Annotated in this window: 22 protein-coding genes; 11 read left to right on the forward strand and 11 right to left on the reverse strand. The window is 45.0% G+C overall.

The window, feature by feature from the left end; genetic code table 11:
- Positions 1–307 precede the first annotated feature (307 nt).
- Both JMA39_RS04635 and JMA39_RS04640 read left to right on the forward strand, forming a co-directional pair.
- A complete protein-coding gene (locus JMA39_RS04635; protein WP_202720652.1) occupies positions 308–964 on the forward strand; it encodes a hypothetical protein in 657 nt (218 codons plus the stop codon).
- 179 nt (positions 965–1,143) lie between these two features.
- Positions 1,144–1,680 carry a DUF3016 domain-containing protein gene (locus JMA39_RS04640; RefSeq protein WP_202720653.1) on the forward strand — a complete coding sequence of 179 codons (537 nt, stop codon included), beginning with the start codon at positions 1,144–1,146 and terminating at the stop codon, positions 1,678–1,680.
- A gap of 153 nt (positions 1,681–1,833) precedes the next feature.
- Here JMA39_RS04640 and JMA39_RS04645 read toward each other — a convergent pair whose 3' ends face one another.
- The 3 genes from JMA39_RS04645 to JMA39_RS04655 form a co-directional block, all read right to left on the reverse strand.
- Positions 1,834–2,220 (reverse strand): hypothetical protein, encoded by a 387-nt coding sequence (locus JMA39_RS04645; protein WP_237732604.1) that lies wholly within the window; start codon positions 2,218–2,220, stop codon positions 1,834–1,836.
- 259 nt (positions 2,221–2,479) lie between these two features.
- Positions 2,480–2,830: a hypothetical protein gene (locus JMA39_RS04650; protein ID WP_202720654.1), complete on the reverse strand. Its 351-nt coding sequence runs from the start codon at positions 2,828–2,830 to the stop codon at positions 2,480–2,482.
- An 8-nt stretch (positions 2,831–2,838) separates the two neighbouring features.
- Positions 2,839–3,396, reverse strand: a complete 558-nt coding sequence (locus JMA39_RS04655) for a GNAT family N-acetyltransferase (RefSeq protein ID WP_202720655.1) — start codon at positions 3,394–3,396, stop codon at positions 2,839–2,841.
- Between the two features lie 307 nt (positions 3,397–3,703).
- Here JMA39_RS04655 and JMA39_RS04660 point away from each other — a divergent pair, with 307 nt between their 5' ends.
- Positions 3,704–4,624: a GGDEF domain-containing protein gene (locus JMA39_RS04660; protein WP_202720656.1), complete on the forward strand. Its 921-nt coding sequence runs from the start codon at positions 3,704–3,706 to the stop codon at positions 4,622–4,624.
- A 386-nt stretch (positions 4,625–5,010) separates the two neighbouring features.
- On the opposite strand, the gene JMA39_RS04665 is transcribed toward JMA39_RS04660, so the two are convergent.
- Positions 5,011–5,226, reverse strand: coding sequence for a hypothetical protein (locus JMA39_RS04665; protein WP_202720657.1), 216 nt, complete (start codon positions 5,224–5,226; stop codon positions 5,011–5,013).
- 78 nt (positions 5,227–5,304) lie between these two features.
- Between JMA39_RS04665 and JMA39_RS04670 the strand changes: the two genes are divergently transcribed.
- Positions 5,305–5,718 carry an META domain-containing protein gene (locus JMA39_RS04670; RefSeq protein ID WP_202720658.1) on the forward strand — a complete coding sequence of 138 codons (414 nt, stop codon included), beginning with the start codon at positions 5,305–5,307 and terminating at the stop codon, positions 5,716–5,718.
- A gap of 208 nt (positions 5,719–5,926) precedes the next feature.
- Here the strand turns inward: JMA39_RS04670 and JMA39_RS04675 are convergent, their stop codons facing one another.
- Both JMA39_RS04675 and JMA39_RS04680 read right to left on the reverse strand, forming a co-directional pair.
- The gene (locus JMA39_RS04675; RefSeq protein ID WP_202720659.1) at positions 5,927–7,225 is read right to left on the reverse strand and encodes a dicarboxylate/amino acid:cation symporter; all 1,299 of its coding nucleotides are present in this window, start codon (positions 7,223–7,225) and stop codon (positions 5,927–5,929) included.
- A gap of 169 nt (positions 7,226–7,394) precedes the next feature.
- Positions 7,395–7,715, reverse strand: a complete 321-nt coding sequence (locus JMA39_RS04680) for a hypothetical protein (RefSeq protein ID WP_237732606.1) — start codon at positions 7,713–7,715, stop codon at positions 7,395–7,397.
- A 135-nt stretch (positions 7,716–7,850) separates the two neighbouring features.
- Here JMA39_RS04680 and JMA39_RS04685 point away from each other — a divergent pair, with 135 nt between their 5' ends.
- Entirely contained in the window at positions 7,851–8,294 is a 444-nt protein-coding gene (locus JMA39_RS04685) for a GNAT family N-acetyltransferase (RefSeq protein WP_202720660.1), read from the forward strand.
- Between the two features lie 106 nt (positions 8,295–8,400).
- Here the strand turns inward: JMA39_RS04685 and JMA39_RS04690 are convergent, their stop codons facing one another.
- Together JMA39_RS04690 and JMA39_RS04695 are read right to left on the reverse strand one after the other, a co-directional pair.
- A complete protein-coding gene (locus JMA39_RS04690; RefSeq protein WP_202720661.1) occupies positions 8,401–9,768 on the reverse strand; it encodes an L-serine ammonia-lyase in 1,368 nt (455 codons plus the stop codon).
- Between the two features lie 126 nt (positions 9,769–9,894).
- The gene (locus JMA39_RS04695; protein ID WP_202720662.1) at positions 9,895–11,184 is read right to left on the reverse strand and encodes an HAAAP family serine/threonine permease; all 1,290 of its coding nucleotides are present in this window, start codon (positions 11,182–11,184) and stop codon (positions 9,895–9,897) included.
- Positions 11,185–11,741: 557 nt separating this feature from the next.
- On the opposite strand from JMA39_RS04695, the gene yjjX reads away from it, so the two are divergent.
- The 5 genes from yjjX (at position 11,742) to JMA39_RS04720 (ending at position 16,473) form a co-directional block, all read left to right on the forward strand.
- Positions 11,742–12,281, forward strand: a complete 540-nt coding sequence (gene yjjX, locus JMA39_RS04700) for an inosine/xanthosine triphosphatase (RefSeq protein WP_202720663.1) — start codon at positions 11,742–11,744, stop codon at positions 12,279–12,281.
- Between the two features lie 91 nt (positions 12,282–12,372).
- Complete coding sequence (locus JMA39_RS04705) at positions 12,373–13,314, forward strand: bifunctional helix-turn-helix transcriptional regulator/GNAT family N-acetyltransferase (RefSeq protein WP_202720664.1); 942 nt, start codon at positions 12,373–12,375, stop codon at positions 13,312–13,314.
- Positions 13,315–13,420: 106 nt separating this feature from the next.
- Positions 13,421–14,464 carry an NADP(H)-dependent aldo-keto reductase gene (locus JMA39_RS04710; RefSeq protein WP_202720665.1) on the forward strand — a complete coding sequence of 348 codons (1,044 nt, stop codon included), beginning with the start codon at positions 13,421–13,423 and terminating at the stop codon, positions 14,462–14,464.
- Between the two features lie 94 nt (positions 14,465–14,558).
- Positions 14,559–15,770, forward strand: coding sequence for a cysteine desulfurase (locus JMA39_RS04715; RefSeq protein WP_202720666.1), 1,212 nt, complete (start codon positions 14,559–14,561; stop codon positions 15,768–15,770).
- 256 nt (positions 15,771–16,026) lie between these two features.
- A complete protein-coding gene (locus JMA39_RS04720) occupies positions 16,027–16,473 on the forward strand; it encodes a SufE family protein (protein ID WP_202720667.1) in 447 nt (148 codons plus the stop codon).
- 13 nt (positions 16,474–16,486) lie between these two features.
- Here JMA39_RS04720 and JMA39_RS04725 read toward each other — a convergent pair whose 3' ends face one another.
- Positions 16,487–16,909 carry an HNH endonuclease gene (locus tag JMA39_RS04725; RefSeq protein WP_202720668.1) on the reverse strand — a complete coding sequence of 141 codons (423 nt, stop codon included), beginning with the start codon at positions 16,907–16,909 and terminating at the stop codon, positions 16,487–16,489.
- Between the two features lie 119 nt (positions 16,910–17,028).
- Here JMA39_RS04725 and JMA39_RS04730 point away from each other — a divergent pair, with 119 nt between their 5' ends.
- Positions 17,029–18,225 carry a membrane dipeptidase gene (locus JMA39_RS04730; protein WP_237732608.1) on the forward strand — a complete coding sequence of 399 codons (1,197 nt, stop codon included), beginning with the start codon at positions 17,029–17,031 and terminating at the stop codon, positions 18,223–18,225.
- A gap of 496 nt (positions 18,226–18,721) precedes the next feature.
- Here the strand turns inward: JMA39_RS04730 and JMA39_RS04735 are convergent, their stop codons facing one another.
- Both JMA39_RS04735 and JMA39_RS04740 read right to left on the reverse strand, forming a co-directional pair.
- Complete coding sequence (locus JMA39_RS04735) at positions 18,722–19,096, reverse strand: PH domain-containing protein (protein ID WP_202720669.1); 375 nt, start codon at positions 19,094–19,096, stop codon at positions 18,722–18,724.
- Positions 19,097–19,160: 64 nt separating this feature from the next.
- Positions 19,161–21,110 (reverse strand): peptidase U32 family protein, encoded by a 1,950-nt coding sequence (locus tag JMA39_RS04740; protein WP_202720670.1) that lies wholly within the window; start codon positions 21,108–21,110, stop codon positions 19,161–19,163.
- Positions 21,111–21,190 lie beyond the last annotated feature (80 nt).

The raw sequence follows: 21,190 nt of genomic DNA on the forward strand, positions 1-21,190 counted from the left end.
CGAAGCATGAAGCTTCGAAAAGTTTAAAGATAAAAAACAGCGCTGCTTCTATGATGCTAGGCTAACGGCTCTAGGATGCCAGCATTGATACTAAATAACGTACAAGGGCGTAAAAATACCTTGTTCTACACCTAGTGTCACTCTTCATCATACATTGTTGAGATTAGACGTTGCCGAAGTTCAGAAATGACTCTGTAATCCAAAACCGTACCGTCGAACGATTATGGAGCATGGTTCAACATACTTGCCCAATGCACCACTCGCGACCATTGTTACATTAAGACGTAAATAGTTAGACACAGCCAAAGTGGCTGAATTCTTGTCAACAAATGCCGATAGCGAATCGGCTAAAATAATCGCCCCAAGCTACGATAGTGTCAGCCTTGACTCAGAATACCTGAGTACTGAGAATCTCGCTGCTGACGACGACTCAGATTGGGGCCTTCATTGGAATATGGAGCCACAGCAATGGCAACTCGATATCAAACACGATAGCAAACAAGGAAACGATATCCAGTACCTTGTTTGCTGCGAGACCGAAAGCAAATTCAGCCTGTACTTTGAATGCACAAAAGTCACCAGCGCTAGCCAATTTACCTCACTATTTTTCAGCACTTGGGCGCAAACCCAAAGAGGTTACTCTGAGCGTTACCTCAACCTACCTGAAGATGATGAAATCAATGAAATGCTTAATACCATTGAAAGCTTAAAACGGCACTATCATTGGTATCTGCGTGAACTTGAAGATGGCATAGCTCTCACCAATCACTTTGAAGCCGTCTACAACGCCAGCTTTGAACCTATAACCGCGGCTCAACAAGATTCAGAGGAGCTAGCAGAGCAAACTGTATTTAAAATTTGTCAGGACTGGCTCAATCTAACAGAGCGCCCAACCGAATTCGGTGAGATGCTCGCGCCAGCAGAAGATCTCGACATGCGCCTTACAATGCTAGCCGCAATGTAATTGCTAGGCTTACCCTTTCTAGCTTTCAGTCTCTGTTTATGGCTTTAGCTTTTTGCTAAAGCCTTCCCTGCCTAGCAGCACAAGCGATAAACTTTATTACTACAAAATCTTAAGTTCGCAATATCCGAAATCTGAGTTATAACTAGATAGACCCAAACTCAAACTCAAACGGAGCCGTTATGAAACTCTTTCTAATGACAGCAATTATTGCCACAACACTAGCAATCGGTGGTTGTGCTCAAAAGCAAGAATCAACCGTCCCTGAAAGCATCATGACCAATGATGGGAATGTTAATATTCTTTGGCAAACCCCAAATGACTATAGCGATATCGAGGCGACTATTGGCCTTCAATCGACATTTGAGCAGTACCTTTTTACTCAGCTTACTGACGAACTAGGAAAGCTGGCAAATAAACACTTGGCTAATGACCAACAGCTCGACCTAACCGTGACAAATGTCGACTTAGCGGGAGATGTACAACCAACTTTTGGTGCCACCACGAATGATATTCGCGTTATTAGCGATCTCTATCCGCCAAAAATAAGTTTTGATTACGCGCTAACTCAAAATGGTAAAATCATAAAATCGGGAAGTGAAAAACTAAACAACATGGGTTTCCTATTTGGTATCCAACCCATCACCAACGATGCCTTCCCCTACGAGCGAGACTTACTGCTCGATTGGTTTAAAAAGACAATAATGCCTGTATTATGATGTAGAGTCCTGCGCCTCTAAGACTGCAGGGACTCTTTGAGAGAATAAGCCAAGATAGATCGAATGTGGGGGAATAGTTCCCCCTTCTTGGCTCGACTTTTATCAAGAGAAAGGGGCAAAACTCAAGTGTTCAGGTTGAACTAAAGCAAGCTGTTAGTTTAATTTGCTTGAGGAATTATTGTAGCCGTCTTCTTGTATCAATTTTTTAGCCTTTTCAATATCGAGCTCTTCTATTGGTAAGCTTAAATAATAGGGCAAAGATACAATTCTCTTACTCAGTTGGATAATCTTACCCTCCTCTAGTCTTTCAATAACTGAGTGTAAGGTTTCCTCTAAATTCTCTGGAGCTTGCCGGTATTGTCTACTCATATGGTCAATCATCTGCTGAATAGTATGCTGACCATCAGCGAGCGAGACAACCACACCCAACCACTCATCCAAAGAGGTAGCCCTATCGGGATACTCAATATCAACTAAAGACACTCGGTTGTTTTTGCTAGAAAAAATAGCATTTCGGTAAAAGTACTGCGTATTATCCATAAGACTAGCCATCTCCATCACTAGTTTGAAGCTCAATTAAGTGTACTGCTATTTGATACGGCTAATTTAAAGTTAACCCTTTATTCAATTGCAGCACGATAACGCTTTCGGTCGCTCGATTAACGCATTAAAACTACCATTGCTAAGTACCTGTTGCAATTCACGCCTTATTCTAATTGATTTTGCCTTCGTAACGTTCTGTACGCTTACTAATGTCAGAAAGCTCGAAAAACTCTGACTAAATCGATAGTTAACATCATTAACAATGGTCAAAGTGTGCATTTTCCATACACATAAACTCCAGCTGTTGCATAGAAAGTACTGGTGGCTGCAATACCTGGATCGATTCGGCTGTAATCGCTTCTAAATCGGCGATCTCATCGATTTGATTGCCATAAGAGTTAGTACGGCCGCAATAGATGAAATGTTTGTTCCAGCGTACCAGATAAGCACTTTGCTGCTTGCCATCAAAAAGAACATCAGCCTCTAGCGCATGACACTCTTCTCCTCTATCGGTTAGCACTGCAACAACCAGCTTTAGGTTATCGAACGCCGACAAGTTTAACGTGAGGTACGGCGTAAAGATTGAAGTAACAGATTCAGACAACATAAAGATCCTTAGAAAAAGCTTTCGCTAGTTGGTAGCACTAATAGGTAATAGTCACGCTCATCGAAGCTGATGTAATCGACGACTTGCATACCACCTTTACGAGTATGGGCAGCAAAAGAGCCTGCATTATCTTCGGCGATAAAGGTCAGCATATAAGGCAACTCGTTAGCGACAAGCTTCTTAATGAAGGCGACTAACGCCTCAAAAATGCCCTGGCCACGATAGCGACTATCTATCCAGATAGGGCCATACTGACAACAATTCTTTTCGGTTAACTTAGCGCGCTCATAGTCGAGACGAGGCAAACGATTAAGTAAATTTCGGTAGATTGGCCACTGTTTGAAGAAAGACCAGCGCCCAGCAATCACATAGCCAATAATCTCCCCCTCAATCTCAGCCACTACAAGCCAATGCTGATTAACCAATGTGGTTAAGTCAGCCTGAGTGAAAGACTGACCTTGCAGCGAGCTGTCACGCTTATCGGCTGCTAACTCATCCTGTAGGTGGTTCTGTTCTAGTGCGACCAATGCCGTAATGTCGGCGGTCTTAGCGCGTCTTATATTCATCTACTTTTTTCATCTGTTTTATCTAGGCCGTCTCTACATACAGAGCTGTAAAAACACTATTTTATCGCTGATTATAGCTGAATTAGGATGACTATTGTTAGGCTTCAAACTACCGACTCTCTACTGCCATATAAGCTGCCACATAAAAAGCTATAGCCAAGTGCTCCGATGAGCATAACTTAGACAATTAGAGTTCAAAATTTCACACATTTAACATTTATCCAACCAGCAAAAGCCAGTATAGTTATTCGACGATTCTAGCGTGATACCGCCAGATCATGACCCAAATAAATAAGTGAGCCCAACCATGTTAGCCCCAAAAATCAATCATAATAGTTGGCTACGGGAAATGGATCATCCCGCCATTAACCTGCCGCGGTGGCAGCAGCAAGTCGATCTAATTAACGACCTTTATCAGTCGAAAAATACCCTTATTATCCAGTCTAATGGTAAAGATGCTCAGATAGTCTGCAGCCTAAAGCAAGCTGATAACGGGTTAACCACCGGGACTATGCTTCAAAGAGAAGGGCTTATCGATGCCATCTGCGACAATGTTAGCCATGGAGTCACCCAGTTCGACGCAACAAAGATCGGGGGCAGCTTTAGTGACTTCGACAGGCTACTCGCCGTTAAACTCAATTGGCCAGACGGGCGATTATTTGGCTGTCTAGTCATTTGTGACCCCAAAAGTGACAGAGTCATTGCCACTTCAGCTGCGGTCTGTGACACCATTAAGGCGCTGATCCAAGGCGAGTTAAAGCAGATGTATCTGATGGGGCAACTGCAGAGGCTGTCGGTACAGGATGAGTTTACCTGTATGCTCAATCCTTACGGCTTTAATCTAATGGCGCCTAGGCAGCTAAGTTTAAGTCGTCGCTTTGGCTCTCACGCCGGGCTCATCGTATTGGAAGAGCAACCCTCGCCTCAACTACAACAAAAATACACCGAGTCTCAACGAATTCGCATTATTGCTAGGATAATTTCCGATAGCATGCGAGAAGCCGATATCTCAGCCAGAATCGAGAATCAACAGTTTATCATTCTTGCCTTTGTCGATAATGAAGCGAATCTTGATAGCTTAATCGCACGTCTGCGCAAACAAGTACACAGAGAGGCACCGGAGATAAACCTAATCGTAGGTAAGAGTTTTTTTACTCCCGATACCCAGCTCTCGTTAATCCCAATGCAGCAAGAGGCGATAGCAGATTTAGAGAAGAATCGGGGTTAAAAGCAGGTTCTAGGGGAAAGATAGAACTTAGGTCCTAGGGCGCTTCGCTGCGAGGACGGGCTAAAGTCCTGCTAGGAAAAACAAAAGCCAAAAACCTCAGCCTGTTATCTTTGGTTTTCCCGCTTTATCTTTTCCGGCTTTAACCGTCTCTGATCTTCCTAGGGCCTAGGTCCTTTCTTAGCTTTTCCTAGAACCTAGGACCTGCTTTTCCTAGAACCTAGGACCTGCTTTTCCTAGGACCTTCTGTTAATTTTGCTTACGTGCCCATTCTAAAAACAATGCAACTGGAAATGGCGACATCATCACCATGCCAAGGCCTGACAGACTCGCAATAAGGATCATTCCTTCAACTTCTTGTTTTGACAATAGGCATATTGGACAGGCTGCTAATCTGGATTTTGCTTACGTGCCCATTCTAAAAACAGTGCTATTGGAAAAGGTGACATCATCACCATGCCGAGACCCGCTAGGCTGGCAATCATAACCATTCCTTCAACTTGCTGTGACATATCGGATAAGAAATAGGTGCCAACCGAACATAGCAACATACTTAAGCCCATCCAATGCAATATTTTTAGAGTTTTTATTACACTTTTTTCCACTATAAGTCGCCTTTTCTCTGTTGATTTTGTACTAAAATACTCACAGTATATTGATATTAATCACCTTGGATCCCGAACATGATAAAACAATCCTTAATCGTAGCAAGTTTGTTATTGAGTTTAACTGCTTGTCAGTCGTCTCCTCAAACTCAAGTAGAGGATTTAGCCATTGAAGGTACATGGCACATTGAGTCAGCTAATGGCCAGCCAGTCATCGATTACAGCCCTGCTGAACTGATTTTTGATGCAGAGGGGAATCTAACCGGTAACAATAGCTGTAATAACTTTTTCGGTGGCTATGTACTATCAGGTCAGTCACTGCAACTACAACCAGCAGGTAGCACAATGAAAGCCTGTGTCGATGCGCTGATGGCACAAGAGCAACGCGTGATGCAAGTGATGCCTAGCGTGACTCAAGCACAAATGGTAAAAGGTAAGCTAGTGCTAAAAGATGCTAGCAACAATACCGTTATGGTACTAAGCAAAAAGTAATCGCTTAAATATGACATAACAAGGATTTGATTGACTGTTTCGACAAAGTCATCCTTGGCAAATCGGCATAAATGTTCCAGACATAAAGACGATTTTTTACCATCCTTGGCAAATCGGCATAAATGTTCCAGACATAAAAAAACCGCCTTTTAAGGCGGTTTTTTATTGGTTCACTATTAGAGATGAGCCTGAGTTTTGCTCGCTAGGGTTAAGAGTTTAGCTTCTCTGCCATCTCTGCACTCTCTTCCGCATTAGCATTGTAGTGCTCAACATCAATTTCGCCTTCAGACTTAGCAATCACAGTGGTTGCCACTAAGTCGCCAGAGACATTCACTACAGTACGTGCCATATCCAAGATACGGTCAATACCGGCGATTAACGCAACACCTTCAAGTGGCAGACCCACAGTGGTCAATACTAAGGTCAACATCACTAGGCCCGCACCAGGCACACCCGCGGTACCAATAGAGGCAAGCGTTGCCGTTAGGATAATGGTGATATAGTCGACCCAAGTCAGATCGATACCAAATGCTTGAGCCACAAACAATGCAGTTACACCTTGATAAAGCGCGGTACCATCCATGTTGATGGTAGTACCTAGAGGCAGTACGAAACTTGAGATCTTCTTGTTAACACCTAAGTATTCGCTGGCACACTTCATGCTCGCTGGCAGCGTACCTGCCGAACTAGATGTGGTATACGCCACAGCTATCGCGTTACTGATCCCTTTAAAGAACTGGATTGGATTTAACTTGGCAAATACGACTAAAACAAAGCTATAGAAACCGACAACATGTAGGAAACAGCCGATATAAACCGCAATAATCACCTTAATCAATGGCATCAACATATCGACACCATATTCACCAGCCACCCATGCCATCAGACCGAATACACCGTATGGTGCAAGTTTCATCACTAAGTCAGTCAGTTTATACATGGCTTCTGCTAGGCTTTCGAATACCTTAATCGCAGGCTTACCATGCTCACCAATTAGCACAAGAGCGATACCGAGTGCGACAGCGAACACAATCACCTGTAGGATCTGACCACTAGCGAGTGCAGCAATCGGGTTGGTAGGCACGATATCGATTAGAGTTTGCATCACAGATGGAGCTTGTTTTACAACTTCTGCAGTCTCATGAGGTACCATATCTAATCCAGCACCTGGCTGCATAAAGTGACCAACCGCTAGACCAAGGGTGATCGCGATAGAGGTAGTACCTAAGTAGAAAGCGAACGACTTGAAACCAATGCGCCCCATCTTGGCCGTATCTTGCATTGAGGTAACGCCTACAATCAAGGAGCAGAATACCAAAGGTACAATCAACATCTTGATAGTATTTACAAATAACGTTCCAATTGGTTTCAAGTAGGTCGCCTGCTCACCCAAGCTAACCCCAGTTAAAATACCTAATAGCATACCAATCATGATCTGTAACCACAGAGGTACAGACATCCAGCTCGACCACACTTTTTTCACCAGTGAAGGTTGTTGACGTGACATATTTAAACCTTGAAACAATTGAAGGAAGGACTACCAGCAAATTACTAGCTCAAAAATAACGCGGCAGTTTAGCATAAGCTTTAAAAGCGAGAGATGATCTGTATCACGCTGACACATTCCATAGATTAGTCACAACAAAAACCCCTAGCTCATTGAGAAATTCGTAATTTTAGGCCTCAAATTTTGAGCTTTTGTTATTTTTAGAGAAATGCATTCGATGAAGTGCAGCTGGCGGCTGATCGCGCTCAATAAGATAACTCCAATAAGCATCATCAAAGCCAGAAAAGATCTGTTTATTCTCGGCACGTAAAATAAGCCACCACCAGACTAGCCCCCAAACGCCGAATGTGAGTAACGTCAGAGCAAAGTGCAATCCATGTCTTATGTTCTCGGAGCGAACAACGCGCTGAGGTTGGGTTGTCGACTCTGCCGAGGCTATTGCTTCCCGTGAACTTGAGGAGATTGAAGAGTTTGATTTCACTTTTTTCATCACGAGTCCAGTTGATTACAGGCCATAGAAAAAGTCTAGCAGAGTTAGACTTTAGTCGAATAAGAATTATAAAAATAAATCTGAGCCGCTGGCGCTTCGTGCTAAAGTGGGCGCAAAAAAAAGGACCACTGAAAAATGATTATTCGTAAAGGCCAAACTACCGATCTTCAAGCCCTAGTTAACTTTAACCAAGCTATGGCTGAGGAAACCGAAGGCCTAACCTTAGACTCTCAAGTGCTTAGCAAGGGGGTAAACACCCTACTGACCTCTCCAGAGAAAGGCTTCTACCTAGTTGCCGAAATGTATGGGGAGATTGTTGGTTCATTGATGGTGACATTCGAATGGAGTGACTGGCGCGCTAAAGACTACTATTGGATCCAAAGCGTATATATTCGTCCCCAGAATCGTCGCCAAGGGATCTATGGCAAGCTCTATCAAGCCGTTAAAGATATTGCAGCAGAAAACGGCGGAGCAGCTAGCTTTAGACTCTATGTAGAGAAAGAGAACACCAATGCCCAACGAACCTATAGCGCCCAAGGCATGGAGCAAAGCTACTACCTGATGTACGAACAGAAGTAAGATTGTCAGCCGCTCCTCGATTTGAGCAAATGACAGACATTAAAAAGGCCATCAGTAGATGGCCTTTTTTTGCGATTCTATTTCAGACAGAGCCTGACAATAGGAGTTAACCGCAGATGCTAGTTACCTTGATAGCCAAACCACCTTGGCTAGTTTCACGGTACTTAACGTGCATATCTTTGCCCGTCTCAAGCATAGTCGCAATCACTTTGTCTAAGCTGACTTTTGGTGCACAGTTACGGCGCATCGCCATACGTGATGAGTTGATCGCCTTAACCGCTGCAATCGCATTACGCTCGATACATGGTACCTGAACTTGACCAGCAACAGGGTCACAAGTCAAACCTAGATTGTGCTCCATGCCAATCTCTGCCGCCATACAAACTTGCGCCGCATTGCCACCCATGATCTCAGCAAGACCTGCTGCCGCCATAGAACAAGCTACACCCACTTCACCCTGACAACCCACTTCGGCACCAGAGATAGAAGCGTTACGCTTATATAGAGAGCCAATTGCTGCTGCCGCTAGGAAGAATCGTGTGTACTCTTGCTTACCAACAGGCTTGATGAACTTATCGTAATAAGCCAATACCGCAGGGATAATACCCGCTGCGCCATTAGTTGGTGAAGTTACCACACGGCCACCGGCTGCGTTCTCTTCACTCACTGCCATGGCGAATACGTTGATCCAGTCCACGATCTCCATTGGGTCGCTAGATAGACGCTCACCTGTCAATAGTTGACGGTAAAGCGCAGGTGCACGACGAGCCACTTTTAGTGGACCAGCAAGCACACCTTCAGTCTGGCAGCCTTTTTCAATCGCTTGACGCATGGTTTCCCATACAGCGCCAAAACCATCATAAATCGCTTGCTCGCTGTTGAAGGCCAGTTCGTTCTTGAACATGATGCTACTGATGCTCATGCCGGTCTCTTGACACGTTGCTAACAGCTCGTCTGCAAAGTTGAACGGATAAGGGACTTCTACAGGGTTTTCAGCTTCTTTACCGAACTTAGACTCTTCAACGATGAAACCACCACCTGTTGAGTAATAAGTCTTGCTCATCAATAGCTCATCGCCCTTGTAAGCGTGCAGTTTCATGCCGTTTTCGTGTAATGGTAAGGCATAGTCATGGAACAGAACGGCATCTAGACCGAAGTCTACAAGGTGCTTTTCTTGGCCCATAGGTAACTTTTGCGTCTGTTCAACTTGAGCGATAAAACCTGGGATCGCGTCAATATCAACACTCTCAGGCGAGTTACCACCTAGACCAACGATGATAGCGATATCGGTATGGTGACCTTTACCGGTTAAAGATAAAGAACCAAAAATTTCTACACCTAAGCGAGTCACTTGTTCTAACTGACCCGATTGACGTACATCGTCGACAAACTCTTTGGCGGCCTTCATCGGCCCGACAGTGTGAGAGCTCGACGGGCCCACACCTATCTTAAAAATATCAAATGCGCTAAACATAAAAATCACCTCGGAAAAAGAGGAAAAGCCGGGAGAATTCCTGGCTAAGTCAAACAAATGGAACTAATAAAAACTGGGCGCTTTAAGATGCTCGCATGCAATCTTTAAGCGCCCAGCAATATCTTCTTAAGACATCAAACCAAATAGAATCGCAGTCATTGCAAGTAGACCTGCTACCACAACAAAGATGTTGCTGAAGCGACCACGGTACGCTGCCAAAGCTGGCACTTTGTGAATCGCATACATTGGCATTAGGTAAAGGATAGCCGCAATGATTGGACCACCTAGCGCTTCAATCATACCCAAGATGCTTGGGTTGATAATTGCCACGCCCCAGATAGTGAAGAACATGAAACCTAAAATAAACTTGTTCAGTTTAGAATCAGAAACTTCTTTTCCACTTGAGCGTAGTTGCTTAGTAATAAGCCCTTTCATACCTTCAGTAGCACCCATGTAGTGACCGAAGAAAGAAGAGATAATCGCAACGAAAGCAATGAATGGACCGAAGTAGCTTACAAATCCACTTTCATGCACGTTTGCCAAGTAAGAAAGAATTGGCAAGTTCATCGATTTCGCTTCAGCAAGTTGCGCTGGCGATAGTGCTAATACACATGAGATAACAAACATCATCACGAAACCAACCAACATAAATGTGGTGTTACGTAGAATCACGTCTGCTTTACGCGCTGCATTTACACCATGTTCACGCTTAAGCGACACAGAGAACTGAGAGATCGCTGGCGAGTGGTTAAAGGCAAAAATTAGTACAGGGATAGTCAACCAAACCGTACCTAAGAAGTCTACTGTGCTTGGCACAACTTGTAGTGCGTCAGCTTTCCAATCAGGGATCAGATAAATAGACATGAATGCCAAAATCGCAACTAGTGGGTATACCAATAGCTGAGTCACTTTAAGCATCATTTTTTCACCAGCAACCATCACTGACATCATGCCAAGAATTAATACTCCTGATAAAATGAAGCGTGGTGGCGATGCCATGCCTAGCTGGTTAACAATAAAGCTATCAACAGTGTTGGTAATACCCACACCGTAAATCAAAACAATTGGGTAGATAGCAAAGAAATAAAGCAAAGTAATTGCCTTACCCGCACCCACACCAAAATGCTCTTCTACTACGTGGGTGATGTCACTGCCTGGCTTGCTTGATGAGCAAACAAAACGTGATAATCCACGGTGAGCTAGGTAAGTCATTGGACCGATGATAGCAACCATCATCATTAACGGCCAAAAACCACCCATACCAGCGTTAATTGGTAGGAATAAGATTCCGGCACCAACAGCTGTACCAAACAAACTCAACATCCAAGTCGTATCTTGACGTGTCCAAGGCATTGACTTAGTCGTTGCCGTATCATTTTGTACCACTTCTTGTGTACAGATCGCGTCTTTTTGCATTCTTGTTACCTTGAAGGTGCTGAGAAACACCAGTAAATTTTGATCTCAGGAGTAATTTCGCGGTTAAGAATATCCTAATGCATGGCCCAAATATTGATCTGAGTTCACATTCTGTAATTGATTTTCAAATCCTAATCAAATTGAGAGCTAGATCTCTTAAATTATGTAATAAGTTTTCATTTAATCATCACTATCGCAACCCAACCGAACCTTAAATTAACATTAACATTACTTAAATCATGAATTGCTCATGTACTCAGTCGAATTAGGAAAACTTGCTATCGGACATAGATCACATAAAGCACGATTTAAAGACCTAACCCGCCAACCCAACGTTACTTTTTGAAGCCGATCACAGCTTTTAATGTCAGAATTTACTCTGTCATTAGCTAATCTAATGATAAATCTTGTAAAAATTTATTGAGCATAAGTAAACCAGAGTTACTCAAGTGCTAAACAAGTAACGTTTGCGAACATCTCATTCAAGGTGAAGCCAAAACGAAAATCCAATAGACTAGCGCTATAAAATCTCCCTACATGAGTTAAAGACACACTCCATGAAAGACACCATTACAGTCATCGTTGGCTCAACAAACCCAGTTAAAGTTGGTGCTGCACAAGCAGCCTTAACGACTCTTTTTCCCGATAGCGATATCGAATGCCAAGGCGTTAGCGCTCCCTCACTGGTACGCGATCAGCCTATGACTGAAGCCGAAACTCGCTTAGGTGCAATCAATCGTGTCAAGCACTGCCAAGCTCGCCATCAAGCCGACTTTTTTTTAGCGATGGAAGGAGGAGTAGATCAGTTTGAGCATGGACCAGCGACCTTTGCCTATATTGCGATTGCCTACAAGAAACAAGTCAGCATTGGACGTAGCGCCTTACTGCCGCTTCCCATATCTGTTTATCAAGCACTTACTCAAGGGGAAGAGCTGGGGTCAGTGATGGATAAGCTATTTAATACGGTCAATATTAAGCAGAAAGGCGGCGCTATCGCACTACTGACAAACGGCCATGCCAGTCGTCAGAGTGTATACACTCAAGCTATCATTCTCGCAATGGCGCCTATTCTACACCCAGAACTGTACATTAATTAGCATACACTTTATTATTTTTTACTTAAGACGCTTGATTTTGATAATTAGCCCTGTAAGTTAGTTGTTAATCGCAACTGACAAACACTATTCGATGAATCAAGCTCTGCCAAACTGTTCTATTGCCTCTTCGCAGTTACGTCGCCTCTCTAGACAGTTAATCCGTCAATTAGGCTTATTAGATGCAGCCTGCGGCAACCTGCCGTTATCCCCAATTCAAGCCCACAGCCTAATTGAACTTGGCGAAAGCCAGCACTCCATCAAACAGCTGGCCGATAATCTTAATATCGATAAATCCAATGCCAGCCGAGCCGTGAGTCAGCTAGTCGATAAGGGCTTTGCTAAATCCCAGCCTAACCCGAGAGACAACCGCAGCTTAGTGGTGCAGCTTTCACCTAAGGGTAAAAAACTACTCAATAAGCTCGATCAGCAGCAGAACCAACTCTTTAGCGAAATTATGGCGCAACTCACTCAAGAGCAGATCTTGTCACTCGAAATCGCTTTGGGTCACTATAATAAGGCGATCAAGCAGTCGAAATCTCAAAATGGCTTCATTGTTAGAGAGATTGAGGTGAGAGATAACCCCCATATCGCCCAAGTGATCCGTCAGGTATCAGATGAATATGGTCTCACCGCCGATAAAGGCTACGGCGTGGCAGATAAGAGTCTCGATAGCCTCAGTGAAGAGTATCAGGCTGATAATGCTCGTTACTGGGTGATCGAACTTGATAACAAGATCTTGGGCGGTGCAGGTATCGCTCCCCTTGCAGGTGAAAATGGAGTCTGTGAATTACAGAAGATGTACTTCCTACCCGAAGTACGCGGGAAGGGCTTTGCCAAGCGTTTAGCTCTGCAAGGCCTGCGATTTGCGAGCGAACAAGGCTTTGACTCCTGCTATTTAGAAACCACCGCCAATCTAATCGAAGCAATAAGGCTCTATGAATCTTTAGAGTTTAAACATCTCGATAGTCCGCTAGGCAATACTGGTCACGATGCCTGTGAGATAGCCATGTTACGGTCGCTATCTAACGACTAATCTATTTGCATGAGGTAAGCATCAAACCAGTGATAAGTTAATGGTTTTTATAGCGAAAGCTTGCTAGCCTCAAATAAAACCGCATTTGCGTAGAAGTGAGTTATTTATGGAATATAGACGTCTTTCACATTCGAGTTTAAATGTAAGCCAAATCTGTTTAGGCACCATGACCTGGGGCGCGCAAAACACGCAAGCTCAAGCCTTCGAGCAGCTAGATTATGCTATTGGTGAAGGAGTTAACTTTATCGATACCGCCGAGATGTACCCAGTCCCTCCCGAGGCAGAGACCCAAGGTGAGACCGAGCGCATTCTAGGCAACTATCTAAAACAAAGGGGCAATCGTGATAACTTAGTGATCGCCACCAAGGTCGCCGCCCCCGGTGGCAAAAGCGATTATATCCGCCCTAACATGGCTTTAGATTGGCGTAATATTCATGCTGCGGTCGATGCCTCCCTCGAACGTCTGCAAATCGAGACTATCGATCTGTATCAGGTTCACTGGCCCGATAGACACACCAATTTTTTTGGTGAACTAAGCTACAACCAGCAAGATGACCATGAGAAGCTCACCCCGATTATCGACACTCTTGAAGCCTTAGGCGACTTAGTGAATGCTGGCAAGATCCGCTATATCGGCATCTCCAACGAGACACCTTGGGGCTTTATGGAGTACCTACGCCTTGCCGAGAAGCACGGCCTACCTAAAATCATCTCGGTACAGAACCCCTATAACCTACTTAACCGCAGCTATGAAGTGGGAATGGCGGAGATCAGTCACCGCGAAGAGGTACCGCTATTGGCTTACTCTCCACTGGCCTTCGGTGCACTCTCGGGTAAATACCTCAATGACCAATGGCCTGAGGGCGCGAGAATGACCCTGTTTAAGCGCTTCGCACGCTATACAGGCACCCAGATGGCACTCGAAGCGACCAATGCCTATGTCGAGCTTGCACGTGAATTCAATATGAGCCCAGCGCAGATGGCACTTGCCTTTGTTAACTCGCGAAAGTTTGTCGCATCAAACATCATTGGCGCCACCAATCTTGAGCAGCTAAAAGAGAATATCGACAGCATTCACTGCGCCATTTCTCCTGAGTTACAACTACGCTTAGATGAGCTAGCACTGCTTTATCGCTTCCCTTGCCCTTAAAGTAAGGCTTTTAATAGTCTAAACTTGCTTTAGGCGCTCAGATCTTACAAGATCCGAGCGCCTTTTATTTTTATCGATAACCTTGGATCAATTAATGGATCTCCAAACGCTGCGATCACAGTTCCCAACTCTTGCTCAATCTAATGACGGCTACCCTCTGTGTTATTTAGACACCGCGGCCACGAGTCAAAAGCCCCAGCAGGTGATCGATGCCATGAATCACTATTATCAATATGATAATGCCAATGTGCATCGTGCAGCTCATCAGCTATCGGCACGTGCCACCAGCCAGTACGAAGCGGTGCGAGATAAACTGCGCCAGTTCATAAATGCCAATAGCCGTGAAGAGATCATCTTTACCCACGGCACCACAGAGTCGATAAATACCGTTGCCAATGGTTTAACTGCGCACATAAAGCAAGGTAGCCTGATCTTAATCGATAGCGCTGCTCACCACGCTAATATCGTGCCTTGGCAGGAACTCGCCAAGCGCACTGGCGCAGTGATAAAGCCGATCCCCCTCACCCAAGATTGTCGCTTAGATATTGACGCATTTGAGGCGCTGTTACAGCAAAACCCCGCCATCGTTGCCCTGAGTCATGTATCGAATGCCCTAGGTACGGTTAATCCGGTTAAAGAGCTCGTCAGCAAAGCCAAACAGGCTGGTGCCATCACCTTAGTAGACGGTGCTCAGGCTATTGCTCATTTGAACGTCGATGTTCAGAGTATCGATTGTGACTTCTATGTCTTTTCGGGCCACAAGATGTATGGGCCAACGGGAATTGGCGTGTTATATGGCCGCTTCGATATGTTAGACAGCTTAAGTCCGCTAATGACTGGCGGTGAGATGATAAAAACGGTCAGCTTTGAGGCTACCGAGTTCAATCAACTCCCCAACAGACTCGAAGCGGGTACGCCACCAATTGCCGAGGTTATCGGTCTAGGCGCCGCTATCGACTTTATTCAAGCTTTACCCACTGCTCAGATCCATGCAAAAGAGCGAGAGCTACTCAATTACTTGCAAGATGCCCTAGAGAAGTTGGGCGATGTGGTGCTTTATGGCGCTCATAAGGACAATATCGGCGCGGTTGCCTTTAACCTTGCCGATGAGCACCATCAAGATGTGGGCATCTTATTAGATCAGCAGGGGATCGCGGTGCGCTGCGGCCACCACTGCGCTATGCCCTTGATGCAAAGCCTTAGTTTAAAAGGCTGCTGCCGCGCCTCGATTGGGGTTTATACTAATAAGGCCGATATCGACCGCTTTATTGCGGCGATGGAGTCAGTAAAAGAGCTGTTGTTATAAAAGATAGGTTCTAGGTTTAAAGAAGGTTCTAGGTGCTAGGAAAAGCAGGTGCTAGGAAAAGCTAAGACGGTACAGGCTGAGACGGTAACAGCCGAGTAAAGCCGGAAAAGCAAAAGCTAACAAACAGTAAAGATGGTGCTTGCGGCTTTTGTTGTTCCTAGTAGGGCGTAGCCCGTCCTCGCAGCGAAGCGTTCTAGGTCCTATAAAAGCTAAGCACGATTTGTTATTTATTATTAATCATTAATTTAGGTCGAGTATGAGTCAGTCAGTTCAACCCTCTGCAGAGCAGTTTTTAGCATTAACCCTTGAAAATGATACCGCAGCAACCGTGGAGTTATTTGAACAAGCGGGTAACTGGCAGGAGCGCTATCGTCAGATCATGCTATTAGGTAAGAGCCTGCCAAAGCTTGATGATAACCTGCGCGTTGAAAGCGCACAGGTTCGTGGCTGTGAGAGTAATGCCTGGCTGTATCACAGTGAAATTGACGGTAAACACTACTTTATCGCCGACAGTGACGCCCGCATCGTCAAAGGCTTAATTGCCCTGCTATTAATTGCTTGCAATGGCAAAACCAGCAACGAGATCGGTGCATTCAGCCCAGACTGCTATTTTACTCAGCTCGGGCTTCAGGGTCAGCTCAGCCCCTCACGCACCAATGGCTTACTGGCACTCGCCAAGGCAATAAAAGTCGCCGCTGAGTAAGCTAGATAAACAATTAACGCCACTTTTTTTCTGAAAGGTTCGACTTGCCTTTATTACATGCTTCGCAAAGGATCTGCAGATTCTCAATATCCAGAGCTAGTTCAGGATATTGAGAGCGAGGCTTAATGTGGTCTACATGCAATATAGCGCCCCTTGATGGCGTATCTCCACAACATGCACAGCTGTTATTGTATAACTCGAATGCTTTAGCCCTTACCCTTAACCACTTTCCTGAGCTATAGAAATCCAGCTCTGTTGGCTCACTAAAAGGTAGCTCCTCACTATCAGTAAAAACCTTGGGCTCGGCTTCGGGAGCAAGAAATACAGCATGCCCCTCATTCACTTTAAGCCATTTCCATATTGCCTTCAGCGCTCCCTTCTCCGTTTTATAAGATGCAGTACGCCTTCTGTCATTTTGAAAAGTCACCGACCACATAAACCAACTCCTTTTGTCTAATATATTGAGTTTATTCGAGCACCTAGGTGCAGCACTCGAAAACACATAACGGCTAAGGTAACATTGTGGAAAAATAATAATCAATACAGGGAAGCAGCATGCATCACTTCGCCAATCGTCGCCAACTGCTCAAAGCCTTAGGTGCCGCGGGGCTTCTGAGCCAATTTGGTGCTTTACCAGCGTTTGCCGCGACTCATTCTAGGTTTGCAGCTAATCCCTCAGCAGCCTGGGACTCTAAGCAGCGCCTCTATGTCGATGGCTTGTGCTTCCTTCCCGATGATCTCAACGATGCCACAGCATCTAATATCGATGCTTATATTTGCGATATCTCCGATATCGAAGCGATCAAACAAGCCGATGGTACCACCAACTATAAGCGTAGCTATAAGGCCTGTATCAAGAGCATTAGCGAGGCTAAACAGCGAGTTGAAGCGAATCCTGACAAGTTACTTCTCGGCTTAACCGGCAAAGATGTTAATCTTGCCAAACACACAGAGCGAACAGCAGTATTCTTTCAAATACAAGGCGCTGACTGTGTTGAACAGAGCATCGACACAGACCTTAGCCAAGTCGATGAGTTTTACGATAAGGGCTTACGCGTGCTGCAGTTGACCCACCACTATGGCAACGCCTTTAGCGGCGGTGCACTGGATAATGATGCCAGTGGCGGCCTCAATCAGCCCTTAACGTCTGCAGGCATTGCACTTATCGACAAGCTCAATAGTGAAAATATCCTGGTCGATATTAGCCACTCCAGCGTACAAACGGCACTAGATACTGCACATGTTAGCCAGTCGCCCATAGTACAGAGCCATGGCGCTGCTCGAGCAATCGTAAACCATGCTCGCTGCTCTCCCGATAACGTTATCAAAGCGATTGCCGATACAGGCGGCTTATTTGGGGTGTTTATGATGAGCTTTTGGCTAACTAACGACAAGGTCCCTACCACGGAGCACTACATCGCTCAGCTAAAGCATGTTGCTAATGTCGGCGGTATCGATGCGGTCGCCATCGCCAATGACTATCCGCTGCGAGGGCAAAAAACACTACTCGAACTCAACAATAATAATGCCGAGGGCGTAAAACAGTATTTGGACTGGTGGTACAGCCTACGAGCAAAACAGGTACTCGGCTACGATGTCGAGCCTGAGCATGTGGTGATCCCCGAGCTTAACCATATCGAGCGCATGAACCGTATCGACATGGCACTGGGCAAAGCTGGGTTTACCAGCTTAGAGCGCGACAAGATCATGGGCAAAAACTGGGATAGAGTCCTCAACGAAGTCTTGATATAAAGAGTCTTCAGCGATGTTTATATAAAGAGTCTTCAGCGGGGTTTATATAAAGAGCCATCAACGAGCTTTTGATATAAAGAGCCTTCAGCGGGGTTTATATAAAGAGCCTTCAGCGGGGTTTATATAAAGAGTCATCAACGAGCTTTTGATATAAAGAGCCTTCAGCGGGGTTTATATAAAGAGTCCTCAACGAGCTTTTGATATAAAGAGCCTTCAGCGAGGTTTATATAAAGAGTCATCAACGAGCTTTTGATATAAAGAGCATTCAGCAAGGTTTATATAAAGAGTCATCAACGAGCTTTTGATATAAAGGGCCTTCAGCGGGGTTTATATAAAGAGTCCTCAACGAAGTCTTGATATAAAGAGCCTTCAGCGGGTTTATATAAAAAGCTCTCGACGAGGTTGTGCTCATCCCTTAAAACAATAAGGCGCAACCATTACTGATTGCGCCTCAATGACAGCGTTATTGCCTATAAAGAAGACCTATAAAGCTGAACTATAAAGAAAGATTGGCGATGGTCTTTTGGATCCCCACCACATCGGTACCGCGTTTAAGCTCTTTCACCAATGGATCTTTTTGGCCCGAGATCCAGATCTTCAGCTCAGAATCCATATCGAAGGTGCCAGCGGTTTCCACCTCAAAGTGAGTGATAGACTTATAAGGCACCGAGTGATAACTCACCTTTTTACCTGTCACGCCCTGCTTATCAATTAAGATCAGACGCTTATTAGTAAAGACGAACATATCGCGGATCACCTTATAGGCTAAGGTTAACCTTTCATCATCAGCCATAATCGGACTCAACTCTTGAGTTAGCTCCTCAAGATTGACTTCCGAAGCGTTGCCCATCAATGAATCTAATAATCCCATCGTCTATTTTCCTTAATAGTTGTTAAGCAAGTGAAACTTAAGTTGGTGAATCAGGCTCGACGGTTTAGTCCGTTGAGCGAACCTGTCTGTTTTCACCGACAACCATCATTTCACATTTCGGGCAGTCAAACACTAGCTTAAGCACATCTTTACCAATTTCTAATACCATTGGATCAGCCTTGATCCCAGGGACTTCTTTTGGACAAAGATTAAAGTTAAAACGTAAACAGTGCTTAGTTACCATTAATGGTACATCTTCAGTGATACCGTTTTTCTCGTAGGTATCTTGGATTTCAATCACACCATGACGTTGATAAAAGGCTTTAGCTTGCTCGTTAGCCACATTACCTAAATAGCTCAAATGCTTAACCGGATAAACGGCATCTTGGTTATATTTCCACGCTTTAGGACGCTGATAACCATCCACTCTAGCCTGCTCTAGTGCCGCTACAGTGTCACGGCGAAGACCATTGAGCAAAGAGGTTGGAATAAACCAGGTATCGCTGGTTTCGATACTAATATTGTGGGCCTTAAAATCGGTGCTACCCAGTTTAGCAAGCTGCTTACGCAAACCTTGCTGCGTTTTCTCGATATCGGTTGCAGCGGTTTTTTCGATCACCAAAGACTGAATCGCGCTATGTCCATAAACATCGGTCATGGTCAGTGATACACCGTCAGCAGTGTCGGCCAAGACTAAGTCGACGCCGATAATACGCTTAGCCGACTCTTTGGCTAATACCGCTTCAAATGCTTGGTTGTGGTTACGGTAAATGGTCATACCCACTTTAAGCTCTTTAGGCATACGCATCACAAACAGCTTTAGCCCGTCAGCGCGGTTAACTCGCAGCCCCTTTAGCTTGTCATCTGACTGCTTGGCCTCGGCATAATCGCTTGGGAAGAAACACAAACCATCGCCGTTGTTAAAACTATGCTCAGATTCGACTTCAATAAAGTCATTGCCGATGCGCTTCACCTTAGCGACCTCTTCACCGATATATTTCGGCGAGCGAAAATCATTCATACCTTGGCTACGCTCATGGACAAAATAGTCCGTCTTACCACGGTTAAAGGTCTTTTCTGGATCTGGGGTAAAAGTATGCTCACTGCGGCCATGGGATGAGGCAACAAACTCACTACGACGAGCAATGATCTTGTCTAGCTCTTGACGATAATGGGCGGTGACGTTCTTTACATAGCTTAAATCTTTTAGACGGCCTTCAATCTTAAATGAACGCACACCCGCATCAATCAAGGCTTCTAAGTTGTCAGTTTGATTATTATCTTTAAGGGATAACAGGTGCTCGTTTTGCGCCAATACCTCGCCTTGACGAGTCTTTAAGTCTGCCGGTAAACGGCACATCTGTGAGCATTCACCACGGTTAGCACTGCGGTTACTAAATGAGTGGCTTAAGTTACACAAACCACTGAATGCCACACACAATGCGCCATGAATAAAGAACTCAATCTGCATATTAGTGTTAGCCGCAACCTCACGAATTTGGCTTAAACCCAGTTCACGAGCCAATACCACCTGCGAGAAGCCGACCTGTTCTAAGAAGGCGACTTTCTCTGGGCTACGATTATCCATCTGCGTGCTGGCATGCAAGGCTATCGGAGGCAAGTCCAGCTGCAGTATGCCCATATCTTGTACGATTAGTGCATCGGCGCCCGCCTCATACACTTCCCAGATGAGTTTTTGTGCCGCTTCGAGCTCATCGTCCATCAAGATAGTATTGATGGCGACAAACACTTGGGCGTGATATTGGTGAGCAAAGGTACATAAGCGCGCGATATCTTCGACGCTGTTACCGGCTGTGGCGCGCGCACCGAAAGCTGGACCACCGATATAGACGGCATCGGCACCATGACGGATCGCTTCAATACCGAAGTCAGCATTCTTTGCCGGAGCCAGCAGCTCTAAACGGTTATTTTGTCTCTCCACAGGAGAATGCGACTCGTCTTTAGGCGTCTCGTCGAGCTTATCGCTAGGAGTATAGATGCCAACATTGCTCATAAAAAATCACTCAAAAAGGGTTAACACAAATATTTTGGGCGAAGATTATAGCAAAATTGACCAGCTTTGGCGTTAGCTAA

Source organism: Shewanella schlegeliana, assembly GCF_016765635.1.
In the GTDB taxonomy this organism is placed as follows: domain Bacteria; phylum Pseudomonadota; class Gammaproteobacteria; order Enterobacterales; family Shewanellaceae; genus Shewanella; species Shewanella schlegeliana.

What these genes read in the sequence shown, in the direction of transcription:
- JMA39_RS04640 (WP_202720653.1), top strand. Translation starts at nt 1,144, where the DNA reads ATGAAACTCTTTCTAATGACAGCAATTATTGCCACAACACTAGCAATC.
- JMA39_RS04645 (WP_237732604.1), bottom strand. Translation starts at nt 2,220, where the DNA reads ATGGATAATACGCAGTACTTTTACCGAAATGCTATTTTTTCTAGCAAA.
- JMA39_RS04650 (WP_202720654.1), bottom strand. Translation starts at nt 2,830, where the DNA reads ATGTTGTCTGAATCTGTTACTTCAATCTTTACGCCGTACCTCACGTTA.
- JMA39_RS04655 (WP_202720655.1), bottom strand. Translation starts at nt 3,396, where the DNA reads ATGAATATAAGACGCGCTAAGACCGCCGACATTACGGCATTGGTCGCA.
- JMA39_RS04660 (WP_202720656.1), top strand. Translation starts at nt 3,704, where the DNA reads ATGTTAGCCCCAAAAATCAATCATAATAGTTGGCTACGGGAAATGGAT.
- JMA39_RS04670 (WP_202720658.1), top strand. Translation starts at nt 5,305, where the DNA reads ATGATAAAACAATCCTTAATCGTAGCAAGTTTGTTATTGAGTTTAACT.
- JMA39_RS04675 (WP_202720659.1), bottom strand. Translation starts at nt 7,225, where the DNA reads ATGTCACGTCAACAACCTTCACTGGTGAAAAAAGTGTGGTCGAGCTGG.
- JMA39_RS04680 (WP_237732606.1), bottom strand. Translation starts at nt 7,715, where the DNA reads ATGAAAAAAGTGAAATCAAACTCTTCAATCTCCTCAAGTTCACGGGAA.
- JMA39_RS04685 (WP_202720660.1), top strand. Translation starts at nt 7,851, where the DNA reads ATGATTATTCGTAAAGGCCAAACTACCGATCTTCAAGCCCTAGTTAAC.
- JMA39_RS04690 (WP_202720661.1), bottom strand. Translation starts at nt 9,768, where the DNA reads ATGTTTAGCGCATTTGATATTTTTAAGATAGGTGTGGGCCCGTCGAGC.
- JMA39_RS04695 (WP_202720662.1), bottom strand. Translation starts at nt 11,184, where the DNA reads ATGCAAAAAGACGCGATCTGTACACAAGAAGTGGTACAAAATGATACG.
- yjjX (WP_202720663.1), top strand. Translation starts at nt 11,742, where the DNA reads ATGAAAGACACCATTACAGTCATCGTTGGCTCAACAAACCCAGTTAAA.
- JMA39_RS04705 (WP_202720664.1), top strand. Translation starts at nt 12,373, where the DNA reads ATGAATCAAGCTCTGCCAAACTGTTCTATTGCCTCTTCGCAGTTACGT.
- JMA39_RS04710 (WP_202720665.1), top strand. Translation starts at nt 13,421, where the DNA reads ATGGAATATAGACGTCTTTCACATTCGAGTTTAAATGTAAGCCAAATC.
- JMA39_RS04715 (WP_202720666.1), top strand. Translation starts at nt 14,559, where the DNA reads ATGGATCTCCAAACGCTGCGATCACAGTTCCCAACTCTTGCTCAATCT.
- JMA39_RS04720 (WP_202720667.1), top strand. Translation starts at nt 16,027, where the DNA reads ATGAGTCAGTCAGTTCAACCCTCTGCAGAGCAGTTTTTAGCATTAACC.
- JMA39_RS04725 (WP_202720668.1), bottom strand. Translation starts at nt 16,909, where the DNA reads ATGTGGTCGGTGACTTTTCAAAATGACAGAAGGCGTACTGCATCTTAT.
- JMA39_RS04730 (WP_237732608.1), top strand. Translation starts at nt 17,029, where the DNA reads ATGCATCACTTCGCCAATCGTCGCCAACTGCTCAAAGCCTTAGGTGCC.
- JMA39_RS04735 (WP_202720669.1), bottom strand. Translation starts at nt 19,096, where the DNA reads ATGGGATTATTAGATTCATTGATGGGCAACGCTTCGGAAGTCAATCTT.
- JMA39_RS04740 (WP_202720670.1), bottom strand. Translation starts at nt 21,110, where the DNA reads ATGAGCAATGTTGGCATCTATACTCCTAGCGATAAGCTCGACGAGACG.